At 60.9% G+C, this 16,579-nt stretch carries 18 protein-coding genes; 7 read left to right on the top strand and 11 right to left on the bottom strand.

Annotation, left to right across the window (positions count from 1 at the left end):
* Window positions 1–50: 50 nt before the first annotated feature.
* The 3 genes from P2W41_RS03990 (at window position 51) to P2W41_RS04000 (ending at window position 2,550) form a co-directional block, all read left to right on the top strand.
* Window positions 51–632 carry a 5-formyltetrahydrofolate cyclo-ligase gene (locus P2W41_RS03990; RefSeq protein WP_404934371.1) on the top strand — a complete coding sequence of 194 codons (582 nt, stop codon included), beginning with the start codon at window positions 51–53 and terminating at the stop codon, window positions 630–632.
* Between the two features lie 255 nt (window positions 633–887).
* Window positions 888–1,712, top strand: coding sequence for a YmdB family metallophosphoesterase (locus P2W41_RS03995; RefSeq protein ID WP_007007096.1), 825 nt, complete (start codon window positions 888–890; stop codon window positions 1,710–1,712).
* 70 nt (window positions 1,713–1,782) lie between these two features.
* Entirely contained in the window at window positions 1,783–2,550 is a 768-nt protein-coding gene (locus tag P2W41_RS04000; protein ID WP_292897670.1) for a TerC family protein, read from the top strand.
* A 6-nt stretch (window positions 2,551–2,556) separates the two neighbouring features.
* Here the strand turns inward: P2W41_RS04000 and P2W41_RS04005 are convergent, their stop codons facing one another.
* Window positions 2,557–3,363: an MBL fold metallo-hydrolase gene (locus P2W41_RS04005; RefSeq protein WP_404934372.1), complete on the bottom strand. Its 807-nt coding sequence runs from the start codon at window positions 3,361–3,363 to the stop codon at window positions 2,557–2,559.
* 149 nt (window positions 3,364–3,512) lie between these two features.
* On the opposite strand from P2W41_RS04005, the gene P2W41_RS04010 reads away from it, so the two are divergent.
* A complete protein-coding gene (locus P2W41_RS04010) occupies window positions 3,513–4,262 on the top strand; it encodes a YebC/PmpR family DNA-binding transcriptional regulator (RefSeq protein ID WP_229449870.1) in 750 nt (249 codons plus the stop codon).
* Window positions 4,263–4,327: 65 nt separating this feature from the next.
* Entirely contained in the window at window positions 4,328–4,612 is a 285-nt protein-coding gene (locus P2W41_RS04015; RefSeq protein ID WP_292897664.1) for a SelT/SelW/SelH family protein, read from the top strand.
* A gap of 66 nt (window positions 4,613–4,678) precedes the next feature.
* Here the strand turns inward: P2W41_RS04015 and rpmE are convergent, their stop codons facing one another.
* Window positions 4,679–4,900: a 50S ribosomal protein L31 gene (gene rpmE, locus P2W41_RS04020; RefSeq protein WP_223021740.1), complete on the bottom strand. Its 222-nt coding sequence runs from the start codon at window positions 4,898–4,900 to the stop codon at window positions 4,679–4,681.
* Window positions 4,901–5,106: 206 nt separating this feature from the next.
* On the opposite strand from rpmE, the gene P2W41_RS04025 reads away from it, so the two are divergent.
* A complete protein-coding gene (locus P2W41_RS04025; protein ID WP_404934373.1) occupies window positions 5,107–6,912 on the top strand; it encodes an ABC transporter transmembrane domain-containing protein in 1,806 nt (601 codons plus the stop codon).
* Window positions 6,913–6,932: 20 nt separating this feature from the next.
* Here the strand turns inward: P2W41_RS04025 and P2W41_RS04030 are convergent, their stop codons facing one another.
* The 9 genes from P2W41_RS04030 to P2W41_RS04070 all read right to left on the bottom strand — a co-directional run bounded on the left by P2W41_RS04030 (window position 6,933) and on the right by P2W41_RS04070 (window position 15,524).
* A complete protein-coding gene (locus P2W41_RS04030; protein ID WP_292897659.1) occupies window positions 6,933–7,622 on the bottom strand; it encodes a nitroreductase family protein in 690 nt (229 codons plus the stop codon).
* 80 nt (window positions 7,623–7,702) lie between these two features.
* Window positions 7,703–8,398, bottom strand: a complete 696-nt coding sequence (locus tag P2W41_RS04035; protein WP_404934374.1) for a GntR family transcriptional regulator — start codon at window positions 8,396–8,398, stop codon at window positions 7,703–7,705.
* A gap of 60 nt (window positions 8,399–8,458) precedes the next feature.
* Window positions 8,459–9,943, bottom strand: a complete 1,485-nt coding sequence (locus tag P2W41_RS04040; protein WP_404934375.1) for a carboxypeptidase M32 — start codon at window positions 9,941–9,943, stop codon at window positions 8,459–8,461.
* A gap of 54 nt (window positions 9,944–9,997) precedes the next feature.
* Entirely contained in the window at window positions 9,998–11,029 is a 1,032-nt protein-coding gene (locus P2W41_RS04045) for a peptidoglycan -binding protein (protein ID WP_404934376.1), read from the bottom strand.
* A gap of 1 nt (window position 11,030) precedes the next feature.
* Window positions 11,031–12,041, bottom strand: a complete 1,011-nt coding sequence (locus P2W41_RS04050) for a MotA/TolQ/ExbB proton channel family protein (RefSeq protein WP_404934377.1) — start codon at window positions 12,039–12,041, stop codon at window positions 11,031–11,033.
* Window positions 12,042–12,309: 268 nt separating this feature from the next.
* The gene (locus P2W41_RS04055; protein ID WP_292897649.1) at window positions 12,310–13,113 is read right to left on the bottom strand and encodes an inositol monophosphatase family protein; all 804 of its coding nucleotides are present in this window, start codon (window positions 13,111–13,113) and stop codon (window positions 12,310–12,312) included.
* Window positions 13,114–13,163: 50 nt separating this feature from the next.
* A complete protein-coding gene (gene efp, locus P2W41_RS04060; protein ID WP_007007082.1) occupies window positions 13,164–13,727 on the bottom strand; it encodes an elongation factor P in 564 nt (187 codons plus the stop codon).
* A 109-nt stretch (window positions 13,728–13,836) separates the two neighbouring features.
* Window positions 13,837–14,874, bottom strand: a complete 1,038-nt coding sequence (locus tag P2W41_RS04065; RefSeq protein ID WP_292897646.1) for a tetratricopeptide repeat protein — start codon at window positions 14,872–14,874, stop codon at window positions 13,837–13,839.
* A 2-nt stretch (window positions 14,875–14,876) separates the two neighbouring features.
* Window positions 14,877–15,524: a thiamine phosphate synthase gene (locus tag P2W41_RS04070; RefSeq protein WP_292897644.1), complete on the bottom strand. Its 648-nt coding sequence runs from the start codon at window positions 15,522–15,524 to the stop codon at window positions 14,877–14,879.
* 247 nt (window positions 15,525–15,771) lie between these two features.
* On the opposite strand from P2W41_RS04070, the gene P2W41_RS04075 reads away from it, so the two are divergent.
* The gene (locus P2W41_RS04075; protein WP_404934378.1) at window positions 15,772–16,545 is read left to right on the top strand and encodes a sulfite exporter TauE/SafE family protein; all 774 of its coding nucleotides are present in this window, start codon (window positions 15,772–15,774) and stop codon (window positions 16,543–16,545) included.
* Window positions 16,546–16,579 lie beyond the last annotated feature (34 nt).

Genomic DNA, 16,579 nt, shown 5'->3' on the forward strand with positions numbered 1-16,579 from the left:
TTGCCTGTTTATCGTGGCGTGATGTCGAGACGCGCAATACACCTTTCCGGATGACCCCTCCACGCGATCTGAAAAAGCAGCTTCGTTCAGCAGCGCTTGCGCGCCGCGATGCGCTGGATGCCGGATGGCGCGCCGAGGTCGGGCAGCAGCTTGCCGCACATGCGGTCGCAGTGGCACCTGCGCCAGGTGGTGTGGTTTCAGGTTTCTGGCCGATGCGTTCGGAAATGGATGTGCGTCCGCTGATGTCGACACTTGACGCAAGGGGCGCACGGATCGCGCTGCCCGCCATTCTGGATAAAACGACGATCGTTTTCCGCGAATATCTGCCCGGTGCGCCGATGGTCGATATGGGGTTCGGAACCATGGGCCCGGACGAGGAAGCACCGGTGCTCGATCCCGATGTGATGCTGGTGCCGCTCGCGGCCTTCGATGCACGCGGCCATCGCATCGGCTATGGGGCGGGCTACTATGACCGGGCCATCGCTCGGCTTAAGGCCAAGGGACGCACGCCACGCCTGATCGGCATCGCCTTCGACTGTCAGGAGGTCGAACACGTGCCCGACGAGGAGCATGACCAACCATTATCGGAAATTCTCACCGAGACGGGCCTGCGGCGTTTCGATGGGGCCTGAAAGGCATTTCCACTTTTCACCGATGCCCCAATTGCTTTAGATCGCCGTGCGTCCATCCGGACGCGCAAAGGACGATCCAGACTATCAATGGGGCATCGGAATAATCCGAAAACCGGATTCCACTTTTCGGTCCGATGCTATAGATCGCCGTGCGTCCATCCGGACGCACAAAGGACGATCCAGACTATCAATGGGGCATCGGAATAATCCGAAAACCGGATTCCACTTTTCGGTCCGATGCTCTAGAAGCGGCGCATGAGATTTTTGTTTCTTGGCGATATGGTCGGCCGTGCGGGCCGCACGGCGGTCTGGGAAAAGCTCCCGGGCCTGATTTCGGATTTCCGGCTGGATTTCGTGGTGGTGAATGGTGAGAACGCGGCAGGCGGTTTCGGCATCACCGAGGAGATTTTCCGCGCCACGCTCGATGCCGGCGCCGATGTGGTGACAACGGGCAATCACGTCTGGGATCAGCGCGAGGCGCTCACTTTCGCTCCGCGCGAGGAGCGGTTTCTCCGCCCGGCGAATTTCCCCAAGGGCACTCCGGGCCGCGGTTCGGGTGTCTATATGGCGAAGAATGGCGCAAGGGTTCTGGTTTCCAACATTATGGGCCGGGTCTTCATGCATCCCGAACTCGATGATCCCTTCGCCTGCGTGGAGGATGTGCTGGCTGCCTGTCCGCTTGGCGATCAGGCGGATGCCGTCATTCTCGATTTTCATGCCGAGGCGACGTCCGAGAAGATGTGTTTTGGCCATTTCGTCGATGGGCGGGCGAGCCTTGTCGTCGGCACGCACACGCATCAACCGACCGCCGATCACCAGATCCTCAACGGAGGCACAGGCTATCTCTCCGATGCCGGCATGTGCGGCGATTACGATTCTTCCCTCGGCATGGACAAGGAAGAACCGCTGAACCGCTTCACCGCAAAAGTGCCCAAGGGGCGCTTCGAGGCGGCGTCCGGCCCTGCTACGATCTGCGGTGTCGGCCTGGAGATTTCCGACCGCACAGGTCTTTGCGAAAAGATCGCGCCGTTGCGGCTTGGTCCCCGGCTTGAGGAAACCGTTCCCGCCTTCTGGCGTTGACGCTGGGCGCGTGCACGCATAACTCTGCGAAACGCTATATTTTGAACAATTGCCAGCGAGGGGTGCTGCAATGGAATGGCTTGCCGGTCACTTCGAGTTTGTCTCCAATCCGGAAGCCTGGGTCGCGCTTGTGACCCTGGTGGTGCTTGAGATCGTTCTCGGCATCGACAATCTGATCTTTATCTCCATCCTCACGAACAAGCTGCCCAAGGAGCAGCAGGCACGGGCGCGGCGCATCGGCATCAGCGGAGCGCTGATCCTGCGGCTCGCTTTGCTTGGCACCATCTCCATCATCGTACAGCTCACCGAGCCGGTGTTCGAACTGTTCGGCCACGGTTTCTCCTGGCGCGACCTGATCCTGATTGCCGGTGGCCTCTTCCTCGTCTGGAAGGCCACGAAGGAAATTCACCATTCGGTCGATCCCGACGATGGTAAGGAAAACATGATGGGCAAGGTCACGATGACGGCTGGTGCGGCCATTGTTCAGATCCTGCTTCTCGACCTGGTGTTCTCCATCGATTCCATCATCACCGCCGTCGGCATGACCGATGAGATCGCGATCATGTTCATCGCCGTCATCTCGGCCGTGACCGTGATGCTGATCGCCGCGGAGCCTCTGTCGCGCTTCATCGCGGCCAACCCGACCGTGGTCATGTTGGCGCTCGCTTTCCTGCTGATGATCGGCATGACGCTTATCGCAGACGGCATGGGCTTTCATGTGCCCAAGGGCTACATCTACGCCGCCATGGGCTTCTCGGCGCTGGTCGAGGGGCTCAACATGCTGGCTCGGCGCAAGAGGGCGCGTGACAAGGCGCTGGCAGAAGGTTCGGCCGAATAGGTACGGCTATACACCGTCCAGGATGACGATGGTCGGTCGCCGTGGCAGGTTGTCCAGCGCCACGGTGATCGTCCGTCCCTCCCGGAAATCCAGCTCGAAACCACCGCCCATCCGGCTGGTGAAAGCGCTGAGAGGCGTGGAGTGCCGATGCATCGGCAGGATGACTGAAGAGGAAAGCCGGCGCGCTATTTCGCTCATGCCGTCAAGCGAGAGCGTCAGCCCGCCGTCGACGGGCACCATCAGCACGTCGAGCCTGCCGATCGCCGCATAGTGGCTGTCGTCGAGCCTGTGGTGCAGATGGCCCAGATGGCCGATGCACAGCCCCGCCACCTCGAAGATGAAAATGGAGTTGGCGTCCGGCTCCATCGTGCCATAGCGGTGGATGTCGGTGGTGACGTTGCGGATATAGACATCTTCAACCAGGAGTGAATGCCGTGCCGGTCCACCATCCGGGTTCCAGCCCGGCAGCACATGCTCGATGGCCGGGTCAGGATTGTGGGTGAAATGCGTGCCGTGCGCCTTGTTCATGGTGACGACCCGCGGCAAGGGACTGGCGCCGTAGGCACCTGAAAAATCGGTGGCGATGGTTACACCGGCGGGCGTCTCGATGATGTAGGTGGAGTGGCCTGCATAGGTTATGTCCACTGCCTCCGCGCCGGCCGCTGCCGGAATTGCAAGTGAAGCGTAGATTACGTCGGGCAGTGTCTGCGCCATGGCGAGACAAGTGCTCGGTCTCTCGGTCTGCGCCCATGCGGCTGCAAGGGGGGCGAGCAGAAATGTCAGCAAGCTTGCGGTCAGTCGGAAGGCATTCATCTGCATCTCCCGTGCGAATAGGGGCCATCCTACTGCAAAGCGCGGCAATGCGCCACGTTTGGCGGCCGGCGGTTCTGGACGTTGGCCGGCATTTTCACTATAAGGCGGCGTTATTTCGTTGCATTCAAAAGACCGTGAGAAGGAGCCCCATGGCCGGTCATTCCCAATTCAAGAACATCATGCACCGCAAGGGCCGGCAGGATGCCGTTCGCTCGAAGATGTTTTCCAAGCTGGCGCGCGAAATCACCGTCGCAGCCAAGATGGGACTGCCCGACCCGGCGATGAACCCGCGTCTGCGCCTGGCCATCCAGAACGCCAAGGCCCAGTCCATGCCCAAGGACAATATCGAACGCGCGATCAAGAAGGCGTCGGGCGGCGATGCGGAGAATTATGACGAGGTGCGCTATGAGGGCTATGGCCCCGGCGGCGTGGCAATCATCGTCGAGGCCCTGACCGACAACCGCAATCGTTCCGCCTCCAACATTCGTGCCGCCTTCACCAAGGCCGGCGGATCGCTGGGGGAGACAGGATCTGTCTCGTTCATGTTCGACCGTGTGGGTGAGATCATCTATCCGGCCGACAAGGGCGACGCCGACACGGTGATGGAAGCGGCCATCGAGGCCGGTGCCGAAGACGTTCAGTCGGATGAGAACGGCCATGTCATCACCTGCGCCTTTGAAGACATCGGCGATGTCACGACGGCGCTGGAAGCCGCGCTCGGCGAGGCGGAATCCGTCAAGGCGATCTGGCGTCCGCAGACCGGCACACCGGTTGACGAGGAGCGCGCCCAGTCGATTCTCAAACTTGTTGCCACGCTAGAAGACGACGATGACGTCCAGAACGTCTACGCCAATTTCGAGGTCGACGACGAAACGCTGGCGAAACTCAGCGCGGCCTGACAGCGCTCCTGCCGGGTATTCGTGCCCGGCATCCTCTTCTGTGCAATTGGCAAAGGACGCTTGACATGTCCGGGCACCGCGTGACGATTACCTATTGCACCCAGTGCCAATGGCTCCTGCGGTCGGCCTGGCTCGCGCAGGAGCTTCTCTCCACCTTTTCCACAGAGCTTTGCGAAGTGGCCATGCGTCCCGGTACGGGAGGCGTCTTCGAGGTCTCCTGCGATGACACTCTCATCTGGGAGCGGAAGCGCGATGGTGGTTTTCCCGATGCCAAGACACTGAAGCAGCGCGTGCGTGACGTGATCGATCCGGAGCGCGATCTCGGACATATCGACAAGCCGGCAACTTAGAGACAGACAACAAAAAACCCGCCCTCTTGAGGCGGGTTTTTGCAATGCCTGCTGCGTTGGAGCGGGTTAGATACCCAGGCCCTGATAACGCTGCTTGAACTTTGAAACACGGCCACCGCGGTCCATCAGCGATTGCTGGCCACCGGTCCATGCCGGGTGCGTGGACGGGTCGATGTCGAGCTGGAGCGTGTCGCCCTCTTTGCCCCAGGTGGAGCGGGTCTCATACTCGGTGCCGTCCGTCATGACGACCTTGATCGTGTGATAGTCGGGATGAATTTCGGCTTTCATCGGCTTGTCCTGAATTTGGTCGGGGTAACAATCAAGACCGCGCTTGCGGCAATTGCACCCATCCTGAAAACTTGAAGCCGCGGCCAAGGAAGGCTACGGCTTCGGAATTGGTTGGCGAGCCTATACATCAGGTCCGGCGACAAGACAAGAGTTGAGCGGGGTACAAATTGCCGCTCGCGGACATGGTGTGAAAAAGGGAACAGATGATGGCGCGTGGAAGAATGGCGTCGGACGAGAGGGAACAGGCAGCCAAGCGGCGGTCTCTCAAGCCACTCCGGCGCCTCTTGCCCTATGTCGGACGCTATCGCGGTCTGGCTGCCGGCGCCGCGTTTTTCCTTGTTATCGCGGCCATCGCGACGCTGACGCTGCCGCTTGCCGTGCGCCGCATGATTGATCATGGATTCTCGGAATCAGACTCCATCTTCATCGCGAATTATTTTTCAATGCTGATTGTGGTGGCAGCCGTGCTGGCCGTCGCCTCTGCGGGGCGGTATTTCTTCGTCATCACGCTTGGTGAGCGTGTCGTCAGCGATCTGCGGCGCGATGTGTTCGAACATGTGACGCGCCTGTCCCCCGGCTTTTTCGACACGGTCCAGTCCGGCGAAATCGTGTCACGCATTTCTGCCGATGCGACACAGGTCAAGTCTGCCGTGGGTGCCACGATTTCCCAGGCTTTGCGCAATGTCATCATGGGGCTGGGCGCCGTTGGCATGATGGTGGTCACGAGCCCCCGGCTTTCGCTCCTTGTGGTGGCAGCAATACCGGTCATCGTGTTGCCGCTGGTGGCATTTGGCCGCTCCGTTCGCCGGCGGTCGCGATTTGCGCAGGACACGCTGGCCGACGCCACCGCCTATGCGGGTGAACAGATCGGCGCCATGCGCACACTCCAAGCTTTCACCGGCGAAGCGACGGCACGAAGCAAATTTTCCGATGCCATCGAAACGGCATTTGCGGCGGCACGTTCCTCTATTTTCGCGCGATCCTTTCTCACATTCTTTGCCATCTTCATGACCTTCAGCTCGGTTGTCGCCGTCTTGTGGTTCGGTTCGCGTGACGTTCTCTCGGGCGTCATGACTCCAGGAACGCTCGGGCAGTTCCTGCTCTATTCGGTTCTGGCGGCTGGCGCTTTGGGCGCCCTTTCGGAAGTCTGGGGGGAGCTTTCGCAGGCCGCGGGTGCTGCCGAGCGCATGAGCGAGCTTCTAGCCGAAAAACCGGTCATCACGGCGCCGGCCAGTCCGGCGGTGCTTCCACAGCCGGCACGCGGGGAGGTGGCGTTCCAGAATGTCTCGTTCGCCTATCCCACGCGGCCGGACAGGTCTGCCCTTCATGGGGTGAGCTTCACTGTCAGACCCGGGGAGACGGTCGCGATTGTCGGTCCGTCCGGTGCGGGTAAGACCACCATTTTCTCTCTGCTGCTGCGCTATTACGATCCCGAAAAGGGAACTGTACTTGTCGATAGCGTCGATGCCCGGCAGGCGGATCCGCTGGCTCTGCGGGCGCGCATGGCCATCGTACCGCAGGATGTCACTATCTTTGCAGCCAGTGCGGGCGAGAACATTGCCTTCGGCCGCCCGGATGCGACCCGTGCGGAGATCGAGGCTGCAGCGCGGGCTGCGCTTGCGCATGATTTCATCAGCGATCTGTCAGAGGGGTACGACACGCCGGTGGGTGAGCGCGGCGTCACCCTGTCCGGCGGTCAGCGCCAGCGCATCGCCATTGCGCGGGCCATCCTGCGCGATGCACCGATCCTGCTTCTGGACGAAGCCACCTCTGCACTGGATTCACAGAGCGAGACGCTGGTGCAACAGGCGCTGGAACATCTGATGAAGGGACGCACCACGCTCGTCATCGCGCACCGGCTGTCGACGGTTCTAAAGGCCGACCGCATTCTCGTGCTGGACGAGGGACGCATCGTGGAAGAAGGCACGCACTCCGAGCTTGTTGCGGCGGGCGGTGTTTATGCCAAACTCGCAAGCCTGCAGTTCGATGCCCCCGGCGAGGCGGCAGAATGAGTTGAGGCTGAACTCCCGCCTCAAATAAACGTCGCGATCTCCTCCAGAGGCTTTTTCTCCATTGCATGCTGGGGAATCGTGGCGTCCTCTTTGGGATAGCCCACGACCATCAAAATATACGGCTTGTCGTGCGGGTCCCGGCCGCACAGTTCGTTGAGGAAGCTCATCGGGTTGGGTGTGTGGGTCAGCGTGGCAAGCCCCGCCCGGTGCAGGGCTGCGATCAGAAAACCCGTGGCGATGCTCACCGATTCGGGCACATAGTAATTCTTGCGCTTCACGCCATCTGCAGAACGGCTGCGGCGCTCGCCGAACACGCAGATCAGCCACGGTGCCTCCTCCAGAAACGGCTTGCTCGCATCGGTGCCCAGCGGTCCCAGCGCCTGCAGCCATTCTTCGCCCGCACGGCCTTCGTAAAACGCTTTCTCTTCGACTTCGGCCGCCTCACGGATCTGCTTTTTCACGGCAGGGTTGCCGATGACAGCGAAATGCCAGGGCTGATGATTTGCGCCGTTGGGTGCCGTGCCTGCAGCCCTGATGCAGGTCTCGATGATGTCGCGCGGGACGGGCCGGGAGGAAAAGTCGCGCACCGTATGCCGGGTGCGGATCTCGTCGTAGAAGGCCTGCGCCCGCGCCCGCATTTCCTCCACCGGAAACTCTTTGTAATCGGGAAGTGGAACAGGGCGGTATTCCTGAGTGGCCTTGGTGCTCATGCGGACACTTCTCCAATTTTGTCCGATAATATTGTCGGACAATCGAATAAACCAAGGTCGGCGTCAAGCAGCAACGTCGTTCAATCCGTTATGCGGCTCCGGTCTTTGCGCGGTTGTGGGCGCGCGAAGTGGTCGTCCGGCAGCGATTGGATAAGCTTTCTCGCGTTCTCGACATGGCGAAGCATTGCAGCCCGCGCCCCGCCTTCATCGTTGGCGACCACGCATTCTGTCACTTCCCTGTGCTGCCGGTTGGTGTCGAATACATCGCTACGGCCCACCAGAACACGAAACTGGAGCCAGTAGAGCGAATTCGACAGTCGGGTGAGTGTGTCGCTCAGAAGGGCGTTATCCGCGGTGTCGCGAAAGAGCCGATGGAACCGGCCATTGAGCTGCGAGAATCGGTTCATGTCGCCTTGTTCCACCGCGGCGTCGAGATCACGTTGCAATGCGACAAGGGTGGATGGGGCCTGATGAAGCGCGGGCAGGGCGAGGGTGACCGCAAGCGCTTCCAGAGCTCCGCGCACCTGGAAAAGATTGTCCACCTCCACGCGTGATAGCTGGCGAACCATCACGCCGCGATGCGGCTCCGCCATCAAAAGCCCGTCGGCCGTCAGACGGCGAAACGCTTCCCGCACCGACGAGCGTGATACGCCGAGCCGGTTGGTAAATTCGTTCTCCGTCAGCCTTTGCCCGGGCACGAGGCGCCCGGTACGAACGGCTTCGGTGAGAGCGTCGGCCACTGTCTCCACAGTGGATCGGGAATCGGTATCTTCCATGCTGGGGAGAGTGTGCCGACGCCGGCGTTCTGACAAGCCTTCCTGGCCGGTCAGCGCGGCCTATTCGCCGTAGCGTTTCTCCAGATGTCTTGTGAAATGCGCTGCGTTGAGCGGTTCGCCGGTCGCCTGTTCGATGAGGTCCGGGGTTGAAAGCCGCGATGCCTGCGACCAGACCTTTTCGTGCCGCCACGCATTCACCGCTTCGAACTGTCCGCGGGCAAACTGTTCGTTCACATCCGGGATATCCTTCTCGATCGCCGCCCATTGTTGAGCGGCGATCATCGCGCCAAGCGTGTAGGAGGGGAAATAGCCGAACGCGGCGGAGGGCCAGTGCACATCCTGCATCGGGCCATCCTGCGGCGTGTCGATGGTGGAGAGACCGAGATAGGCCTGCATCTTCGCGTCCCAGGCTTCCGGCAGGTCGCGGGCTTCGAGTTTGCCGGAGATCAGATCCTGCTCCAGCTCGAAACGCAGGATCACATGGAGCGGATAGGTCACTTCGTCCGCGTCGACGCGGATCAGCCCGCGCTCGACATGATGGACATGGGCGAGGATTTCGTCTTTCGACCATTTCTCGCCGAGATGCTTTTCCACGACCGGTAGCGCCCATTCCCAGAAAGCCGGGTTTCTGCCGATCTGCTTTTCGACAAACAGGCTCTGGCTTTCGTGCATGGCCATGCCCCTTGCCTTGCCGACCGGCCAATGCGCCCAATCGGATGGCAGGTTCTGCTCATAAAGCGCGTGGCCGGTTTCATGCAAGATGCCCATCAGCGAGGACAGAAACTCGTCGGTCCGATATCGTGTGGTGATGCGGACATCGGTTGGAACGCCGCCACAGAACGGGTGGTGCGAGACAGAGAGGCTGCCGCGTGTCAGGTCGAAACCGACAGCCGCCATCATCGCAAGACCGAGCTCGCGCTGCCGCTCGACAGGGTAGTTTCCCGACAGCGGACGCAGCGGATTCGTCGCCCGTTTCTTTTTTTGAATTTCCAGCGCGTTTGGGACGAAATCAACCAGAAACGCCTTCAAATTCTCGAAAACCGGAGCGATTTCCGCCGTTCTGTTGCCCGGGTCGAACTGCTCCATCAGCGCATCGTACGGGGCAAGGCCGAACACGTCGGAACGCCGCTCTGCCTCCTCCCTCGCCATTTCGATCACGCCTTCGAGTGCTGGCAGGAAGCCGGCCCAGTCGCCCTTCGGACGCGCCTCGCGCCAAAGCTGCTCGCAGCGCATGCGGGTGCGGGTCTGTCGTTCGACGAAGTCGGAGGGCAGGCAGGTGAGGTTGATGTAGTGGCGGCGGAATTCCGCGACTGCCGTTTTCTGTTCGGCATTCAGGTCTTCCTGCTCTGCCGCTTCGATCCAGTCGGCGATTTCCGGTGCCGTGGCCTGGCGATGCGCCATCCCGGCAAGCGTGGACATGGCTTCGGCGCGTGCCTCGCCCCCACCCGGCGCCATATGCGTAGCCTCATCGGCACCAAGGATCGCAAGCGCGTGGCCGAGCGCTTCCAGCCTGTGGCCAAGATCGTCGAGTTTCTGGAAGGACATGGAGTTCCTCATACGCGTGGAAAAAGAGCAGGGGTTGCCCGGCAGTAGAAAAGGTCAGCGCTCAGTGAGCTTCAGCTCGATGCGGCGATTGCGGGCGCGGGCTTCGGCAGTGTCTTCGGTGTCGAGCGGTTGATACTCGCCGAAGCCGGCGGCCACGAGCCGGTTGGCAGGCACGCCGTTCTCGATCAGGAATTTGACCACGGCGGTAGCGCGGGCCGTCGAGAGCTCCCAGTTGTCGCGGAAGCGACCGGTGCCGGAAAGCGGAACATCGTCGGTGTGGCCATCGACGCGCAGCACCCAGTTTATTTCGGGTGGAATCTCTTTCTGCAATTCGAGAATGGCGTCTGCCAGTTTACGCATTTCCGTCTGGCCGTTCGGGTTGATTTCCGTTGCGCCAGAAGGGAATAGAACTTCCGACTGGAACACGAAACGGTCGCCGACAATGCGGATGTTTTCACGGTCGGAGAGGATTTCGCGCAACCGGCCGAAGAAATCGGAGCGATAGCGGTTCAGTTCCTGAACGCGCTGGGCCAGTGCCACGTTGAGGCGGCGGCCGAGGTCGGCGATCTTGGTGCGGGATTCGCGATCACGTTCTTCCGAAACTTCAAGGGCTGCTTCCAGCGCTCCGATCTGCTTGCGCAGCGCAGAGATCTGCTGGTTCAAAAGCTCCACCTGCGAAAGCGCGCGTTGACTGACCTGTCGTTCTTCATCAAGGGCACCGGAAAGTTCGCCGATCCGGGCCTCGGCCTGCTCGCTCTGGCCGCTGCCACTCGCCAGAAGCTGTTCCAGTCTCGAGCGGTCGGCCCGTACATCCTCAAGCGAAGCGCGCAGGCTGGCGATGGTGTCTTCGGCATCCTGGCTGTTGGCCTGCTCGAGAGCGAGAAGCTGCGTCAATTCGTTGATCTGCGCATTCAGCCGGTCGAGAACGGCATCCTTGCCCGTGATTTCCTGACTGAGAAAATACTGCGCGAGAACGAAAACCGAGAGCAGGAACATGATGGCAAGCAGAAGCGTCGCCATCGCATCCACGAATCCGGGCCAGTAATCGACCCGGCGGTCGGTGCGGCGTGCGCGGGCCAGCGCCATGTCAGCTATCCCGCTTTTTCAATGCTACAGACAGTTTTTCCAGGGTGGCGCGCATTGCCTTTTGCTCATTCGCCTGGGCCTCCACCCAGTCGCGCATCATCTGTTGCTCCTGGCGCATGTTCTTGACGAGGCCGGATATGCCCTCGGCGAGATTGGCCATGGAGGCGGTCAGGCGCGGACTGGAGGAGCCCTCCTCCTGAGCGGCACGCAGTTTGTCGGCGAGCTGCTGCATCTCTTCCGAGGCGCCGTTGCGGCCTTCAGACAGGTCGGAGCTCAGGTCGGTGACGGAGGAGAGCCAGTTTTCAAGCTCTACATAAAACCGGTTCTGTGCCCGGCCCGCCTGCAGGTCGAGGAAGCCGAGGATCAATGAACCGGAGAGACCGAAGAGCGACGACGAGAACGCGGTCCCCATACCTTCCAGCGGAGCCGAGAGCCCCGACTTCAGTGCGTCGAGAACGTCGTTCGCATTGCCGGAGGCAGGGTCGAGCGACTGGATCGTGTCGCCGATGGAGCCGATCGTCTGAAGCAGCCCCCAGAAAGTGCCGAGCAGGCCAAGAAAGACGAGGAGGCCGATCAGGTAGCGCGAGATGTCACGGCTCTCATCAAGGCGCGTGGCTATGGAATCGAGAATCGAGCGCATGGAACTGGTGGACAACGCCATGGTGGAAGCACGACTGAGGAGCGCTTTCATCGGTGCCAGCAAGACGGGATCCGAGGCATCCGATCCGGCTCGGAAGGAGTTCACCCACCGAACCTCCCGAAACAGGCGCGTCACCTGCATGAAGGCAAGCAGAATGCCTATCAGAAGAACGCCGAGAATCAGGCCGTTCAACCCAGGATTCGTTTGAAAGGCGGAAGCGATCTGCCGGTAAAGGATGGCGGCCACGAAGCCTGCTATCGCAAGAAACACCAGCATTGAATAGAGGAAGACCTGCGGGCTCGACAGTGTGTGCGGGTCATAGTCAAGCCCAACGGATGGTTCGGCGTCCTCACGCGATTTCAGCAAGGCCATCAGCTCCTCGTATCCATTGCGATGCGGAACCAGTGATGATTCCTGTATCGCGCGGGATTCTAATCGAAATTATGACGAAATTGAAAGCCGCACGCAGCGTGTTGTGATGCACGCATCAGCTTTTACCCGGCGATCCCCTTTCTGAAGCGTGAGAGATGACCGCAACAAACTGTCATATCGTGCAGGCAGCGCCAAGCGCCATCCGCAGCCCCCGGCCCTTCGAGTTTTTCAGGCAGATGGGGCGCGGACTTGAATGCGCGTGTATGCGTCAGGACTTTTGAGGAGCCGGCTTTGCGAGCGTCTTCAATAGAGCGCGGTGAATGGCTTCGTTGCCGGCGACGATCTGGCCGGTCTCGAACATCCTGTCTCCGCCGCTCTTGTCGGTGACGAAGCCGCCCGCCTCGCGCACAAGGATGATGCCAGCCGCAGTATCCCAGGGGGAGAGCCATTCCTCCCAGAAGCCATCCATGCGCCCTGCGGCCACATAGGCGAGATCAAGTGCCGCCGATCCAAGCCGGCGGATGCCTGCCGTCTCGCCCATCACATTGCGCAGGTCGAGCAGCGCGGTACCATGGTGGCCACGACCCAGATGCGGGATGCCGGTGCCGACCACCGCGTCGGAAAGCCTGTTGCGTGCTGCAACACGCAGGCGACGGTCGTTGAGAAAGGCTCCGCCACCGCGCTCGGCGGTGTAAAGCTCATCCATGGCCGGATTGTAGATCACGCCGGCGACGATCTGCCCCTGCCGCTCAAGCGCAATCGAGATCGAGAAGATCGGAATGCCATGCAGGAAGTTCGTGGTGCCGTCGAGCGGGTCGACAATCCAGCGGTGCTGCGGGTCGTCACCTTCCACCGTGCCACTCTCCTCCATGAGGAAGGAATAGCCCGGGCGCGCACGCGACAGCTCCGAGTGGATGATTTCCTCGGCCTTGCGGTCCGCCTGGCTCACATAGTCACCGGGACCTTTCAGCGAAACCTGCAGGTTCTGCACCTCGCCGAAATCGCGTGCGAGGGAGCGGCCTGCCTTCATGGCAGCCTGAACCATGACATTGATGATCGCCGAACGGGCCATGGATGAAGAGCCTTTGTGACTTGAAGTTTCGGTAAGCGTGCCGGGCGGAATTACTCGCCGCGACGCAGATAGGTGATTTCGTTGGTGTCGACCACGATCTTTTCGCCAGCCTCGATGAAAGGCGGTACCATGACGCGCACACCATTCTCCAGCACGGCGGGTTTATAGGAAGAGGCCGCCGTCTGGCCCTTCACCACAGGATCGGCCTCGGCGATGGTGAGCGTGACCTGATCAGGCAGTGAAATGCCGATGGGCTTTTCCTCATAGAGTTCCACCGTCACGGTCATGCCATCCTGCAGGAATGCAGCGCGGTCGCCGACAAAATCCTTCTGCAGTTCAAGCTGCTCGTAGGTTTCGGAATCCATGAACACCAGCGCGTCTTCCTGCTCGTAGAGGAAGCTGAAATCCTTCTGCTCGAGGCGAACGCGCTCGACCGTCTCTGCAGCACGGAAGCGCTCGTTGAGCTTGGTGCCGTCGATCAGGTTCTTCAGTTCGACCTGGTTATACGCACCGCCCTTGCCGGGCTTCACTGCGTTGGTCTTCACCGCCACCCACAGACCGCCATTGTGCTCAATGACGTTGCCGGGGCGGATTTCATTGCCGTTGATTTTCATGTGATCGTCCTGCGGGTCTCAAGCGCGCAGTCTCGCGCAATTCGGCGCTTCCAAGACCATAAAATGCGGGTCAAGGCAAGCCGCGGGCCAAATGTGGCCAAGGAAAATCTCAACGCAGGCGGTTTGCGCGCTGGATTGCTTCCTTCATTTCCTCGGGCGTGAGACCGGCCAGGAAATCTTCGTTCTCCGGGTCGATCAGACCTGCCCGGCGGGCCGATACATACCAGGCGGCTCCTTCAATGGTATTCGCCTCAACACCCACGCCGGCGCGGTATAGCTTGGCGAGCCTGTTCTGCGCGGCAACATTGCCACCCTCGGCCGCACGCTTCAACCAGCTGAAACCGGCCTCCATGTTGCGGGGGCCGCCCCTTCCTTCCACCATCCAGGTGCCAAGGTCCAGTTGCGCGGTGTCAAAATTCTGCATTGCCGACTTCTCAAGCCAGCTCCGAGCGAGCTTTTCATCGATCTGCCGGCCCCCAAAGCCATTGGCGTAAACCTGGGCCATAGCGTACTGGGCATCCGCCAAACCGGCGTTTGCGGCTTTTTCGTAATAGCTCACCGCCCGCTGCTGGCTCTCGAAGCTTGATTGCCGGTCCAGAATGAGTTGCGCGAGATTGAACTGGGCAAGCCGATTGCCCTTGTCGGCCGCGACCTGCATGAGTTCGAACGCGCGGTCGACGTCTTTCTCGACGAAATTTCCATCGAGCAACATCAGCGCGTATTGAAACTGGGCCTCGGGAACACCCTGCCGAGCTGCTTTCGAATACCATTCCGCTGCCTTTTTTGCGTCGCGTGGCATGCCGAGACCGCGGGCGTAGATTTCCGCGACCAGTGTCTGTGCCGCGGCATCGCCGGCCTCTGCGCGAGGGAGGGCCAAATTGTGTGCGGTGATGTAATAGCCGCGTTGGAAGGCGCCATAGGCTGCATCCGGCAGCTTGCCGAACCGATCAGGGTCGACCTGGTCGACGGTGGGGGCTGAAAGAGGCCGGTCGCCGGGCGGCTGCAAGCGATCGCTGACACGATCGCTGGACTGGAGCGCTTCGGAGCCTGCCGTATCCCTCTCGGTGTTACCGGCAGAGACTGCGTTTCCAGCAAGCCCGCACAGTGTGGCTGCAAGAAGCGAAGCAGGAAGAAGCCGTGCGCGCATTTTCAGGCCCCCTCGACCTGCTGTGTAGCCCTGTCGAGGATCGCATTGGCTTCCGAGACGGCGGCCGCCGGATCGGTATCGTCTGCAAACACCGCGGCGCAGAGCGCGGTGAAGTCCGAGCCGCATGCGGCAACCGGTTCGACGGATGCCACGGTGTTGCCGGCCATCACGATGCACGGAATCTCGATCATCTCCGACCACCAGGCGCCGAGTGCGAGATTGCGGGGGTGCGGTTCTGGCTTGTTGTCGTAGCCGAAACGACCAAAGAACAGGTAATCCGGCTGCAATTCTCCGTGCTGGAGGGCATCGTCGCGGGTTTTGACGCCGCCGACGCCGATCATCATGCGGTCCTGATATTTTTCGATGACATCGGTAATTTCTTCAAGGGAGCCTTCGACGTGAATGCCATCCGCCTTCACGCGGGCCGCGATGCGCGGGGCGCCGGCGATCATCACGGCGACATTGCGCGACTGAGCGAGCGGGGTCAGGCGTTCGGCACGCGCCTGGAAGCTGACCTCATCCTGCCCGTAGTCGGGTATGATGAGCGAGGCGACATCGCCGGCGGCCAGTGCGGCCTCCAGATGGGCTTCGTCATTGGCAGCCGTTTCAGGCGGCGGTGCGATCAATACGAGGCGGCAGCGATTGGTCATACAGGAACTCCTCAAACCTTTTCGTGATTTGCCCGCGTGGCGAAAAGGCTCCGTCTCATTGTTGTACGCAGGTCCGCGCGGAACCGGTCAGGACCGTTTCTTGCCCGTCAATTTGGTGTGAATGCGGCATAGACGACGAGCAGGGTGGACGACAAGGAAAATTGAAGCATTTCCCGCAAGTCTCGCCAAATCCCGGCAACGGGGCTATGAGAGGCGAGGCCCGACAAACGGGGCGCAGACGCGTTTCATGACTTCACTTCTCTCCGATCCGGCATTCTATATCGCGGCGATACCCGCCGTCATTCTTGTAGGCCTTTCCAAAGGCGGGTTCGGTGGCGCCATGGCTCTGCTCGGTGTGCCGATGCTGTCGCTTGTCGTCTCGCCGGTGCAGGCAGCGGCGATCCTTCTGCCGATCCTGATCGTGATGGACTTCGTCTCCCTGTGGGCATGGCGGGGCCATGTGGATCGCGGGACGCTCTGGATCATGTTGCCTGGCGCTCTTTTGGGAATTGCCATTGGCTGGGCGACAGCGGCCATCGTGACGGAGGGCCATGTGCGCCTCATCGTCGGTCTGGTGACGCTCGCTTTCTTTATTCGCTGGGTTTTCGAGAAACTGGCCGGGCGGGCGCGCATCGCAGAGCAGAGCCGGCCGCGCGGCACCTTCTGGGGGGCGGTGGCCGGTTTCACCAGTTTTGTCGCCCATGCGGGCGGCCCGCCATACCAGGTCTATGCGCTACCGCTGGGGCACGATCCGCGCGTTTACACGGGAACGAGCGTGGTGTTTTTCGCCATCGTCAATGCGGTGAAGCTCATTCCCTATTTCGCACTCGGTCAGTTCGACCGCTCGAACCTGACGGCATCGCTGATCCTGATTCCGCTCGCGCCGCTTGCCACGCTCGCCGGCGTGTGGGTTGTCAAACGGATGAAGCCCTCGGTCTTTTATCCATTCATGTATGTGATGGTGCTGATCGTATCCCTGAAGCTGATCCATGACGGTGTATCCGACCTTATGGGATGGTGACGATTTCGGAAGCCTATGCTTTATAAGACGAAAA

The sequence above is a fragment of the Nitratireductor sp. L15S-10 genome, from assembly GCF_045011005.1.
Lineage (GTDB): Bacteria > Pseudomonadota > Alphaproteobacteria > Rhizobiales > Rhizobiaceae > Nitratireductor.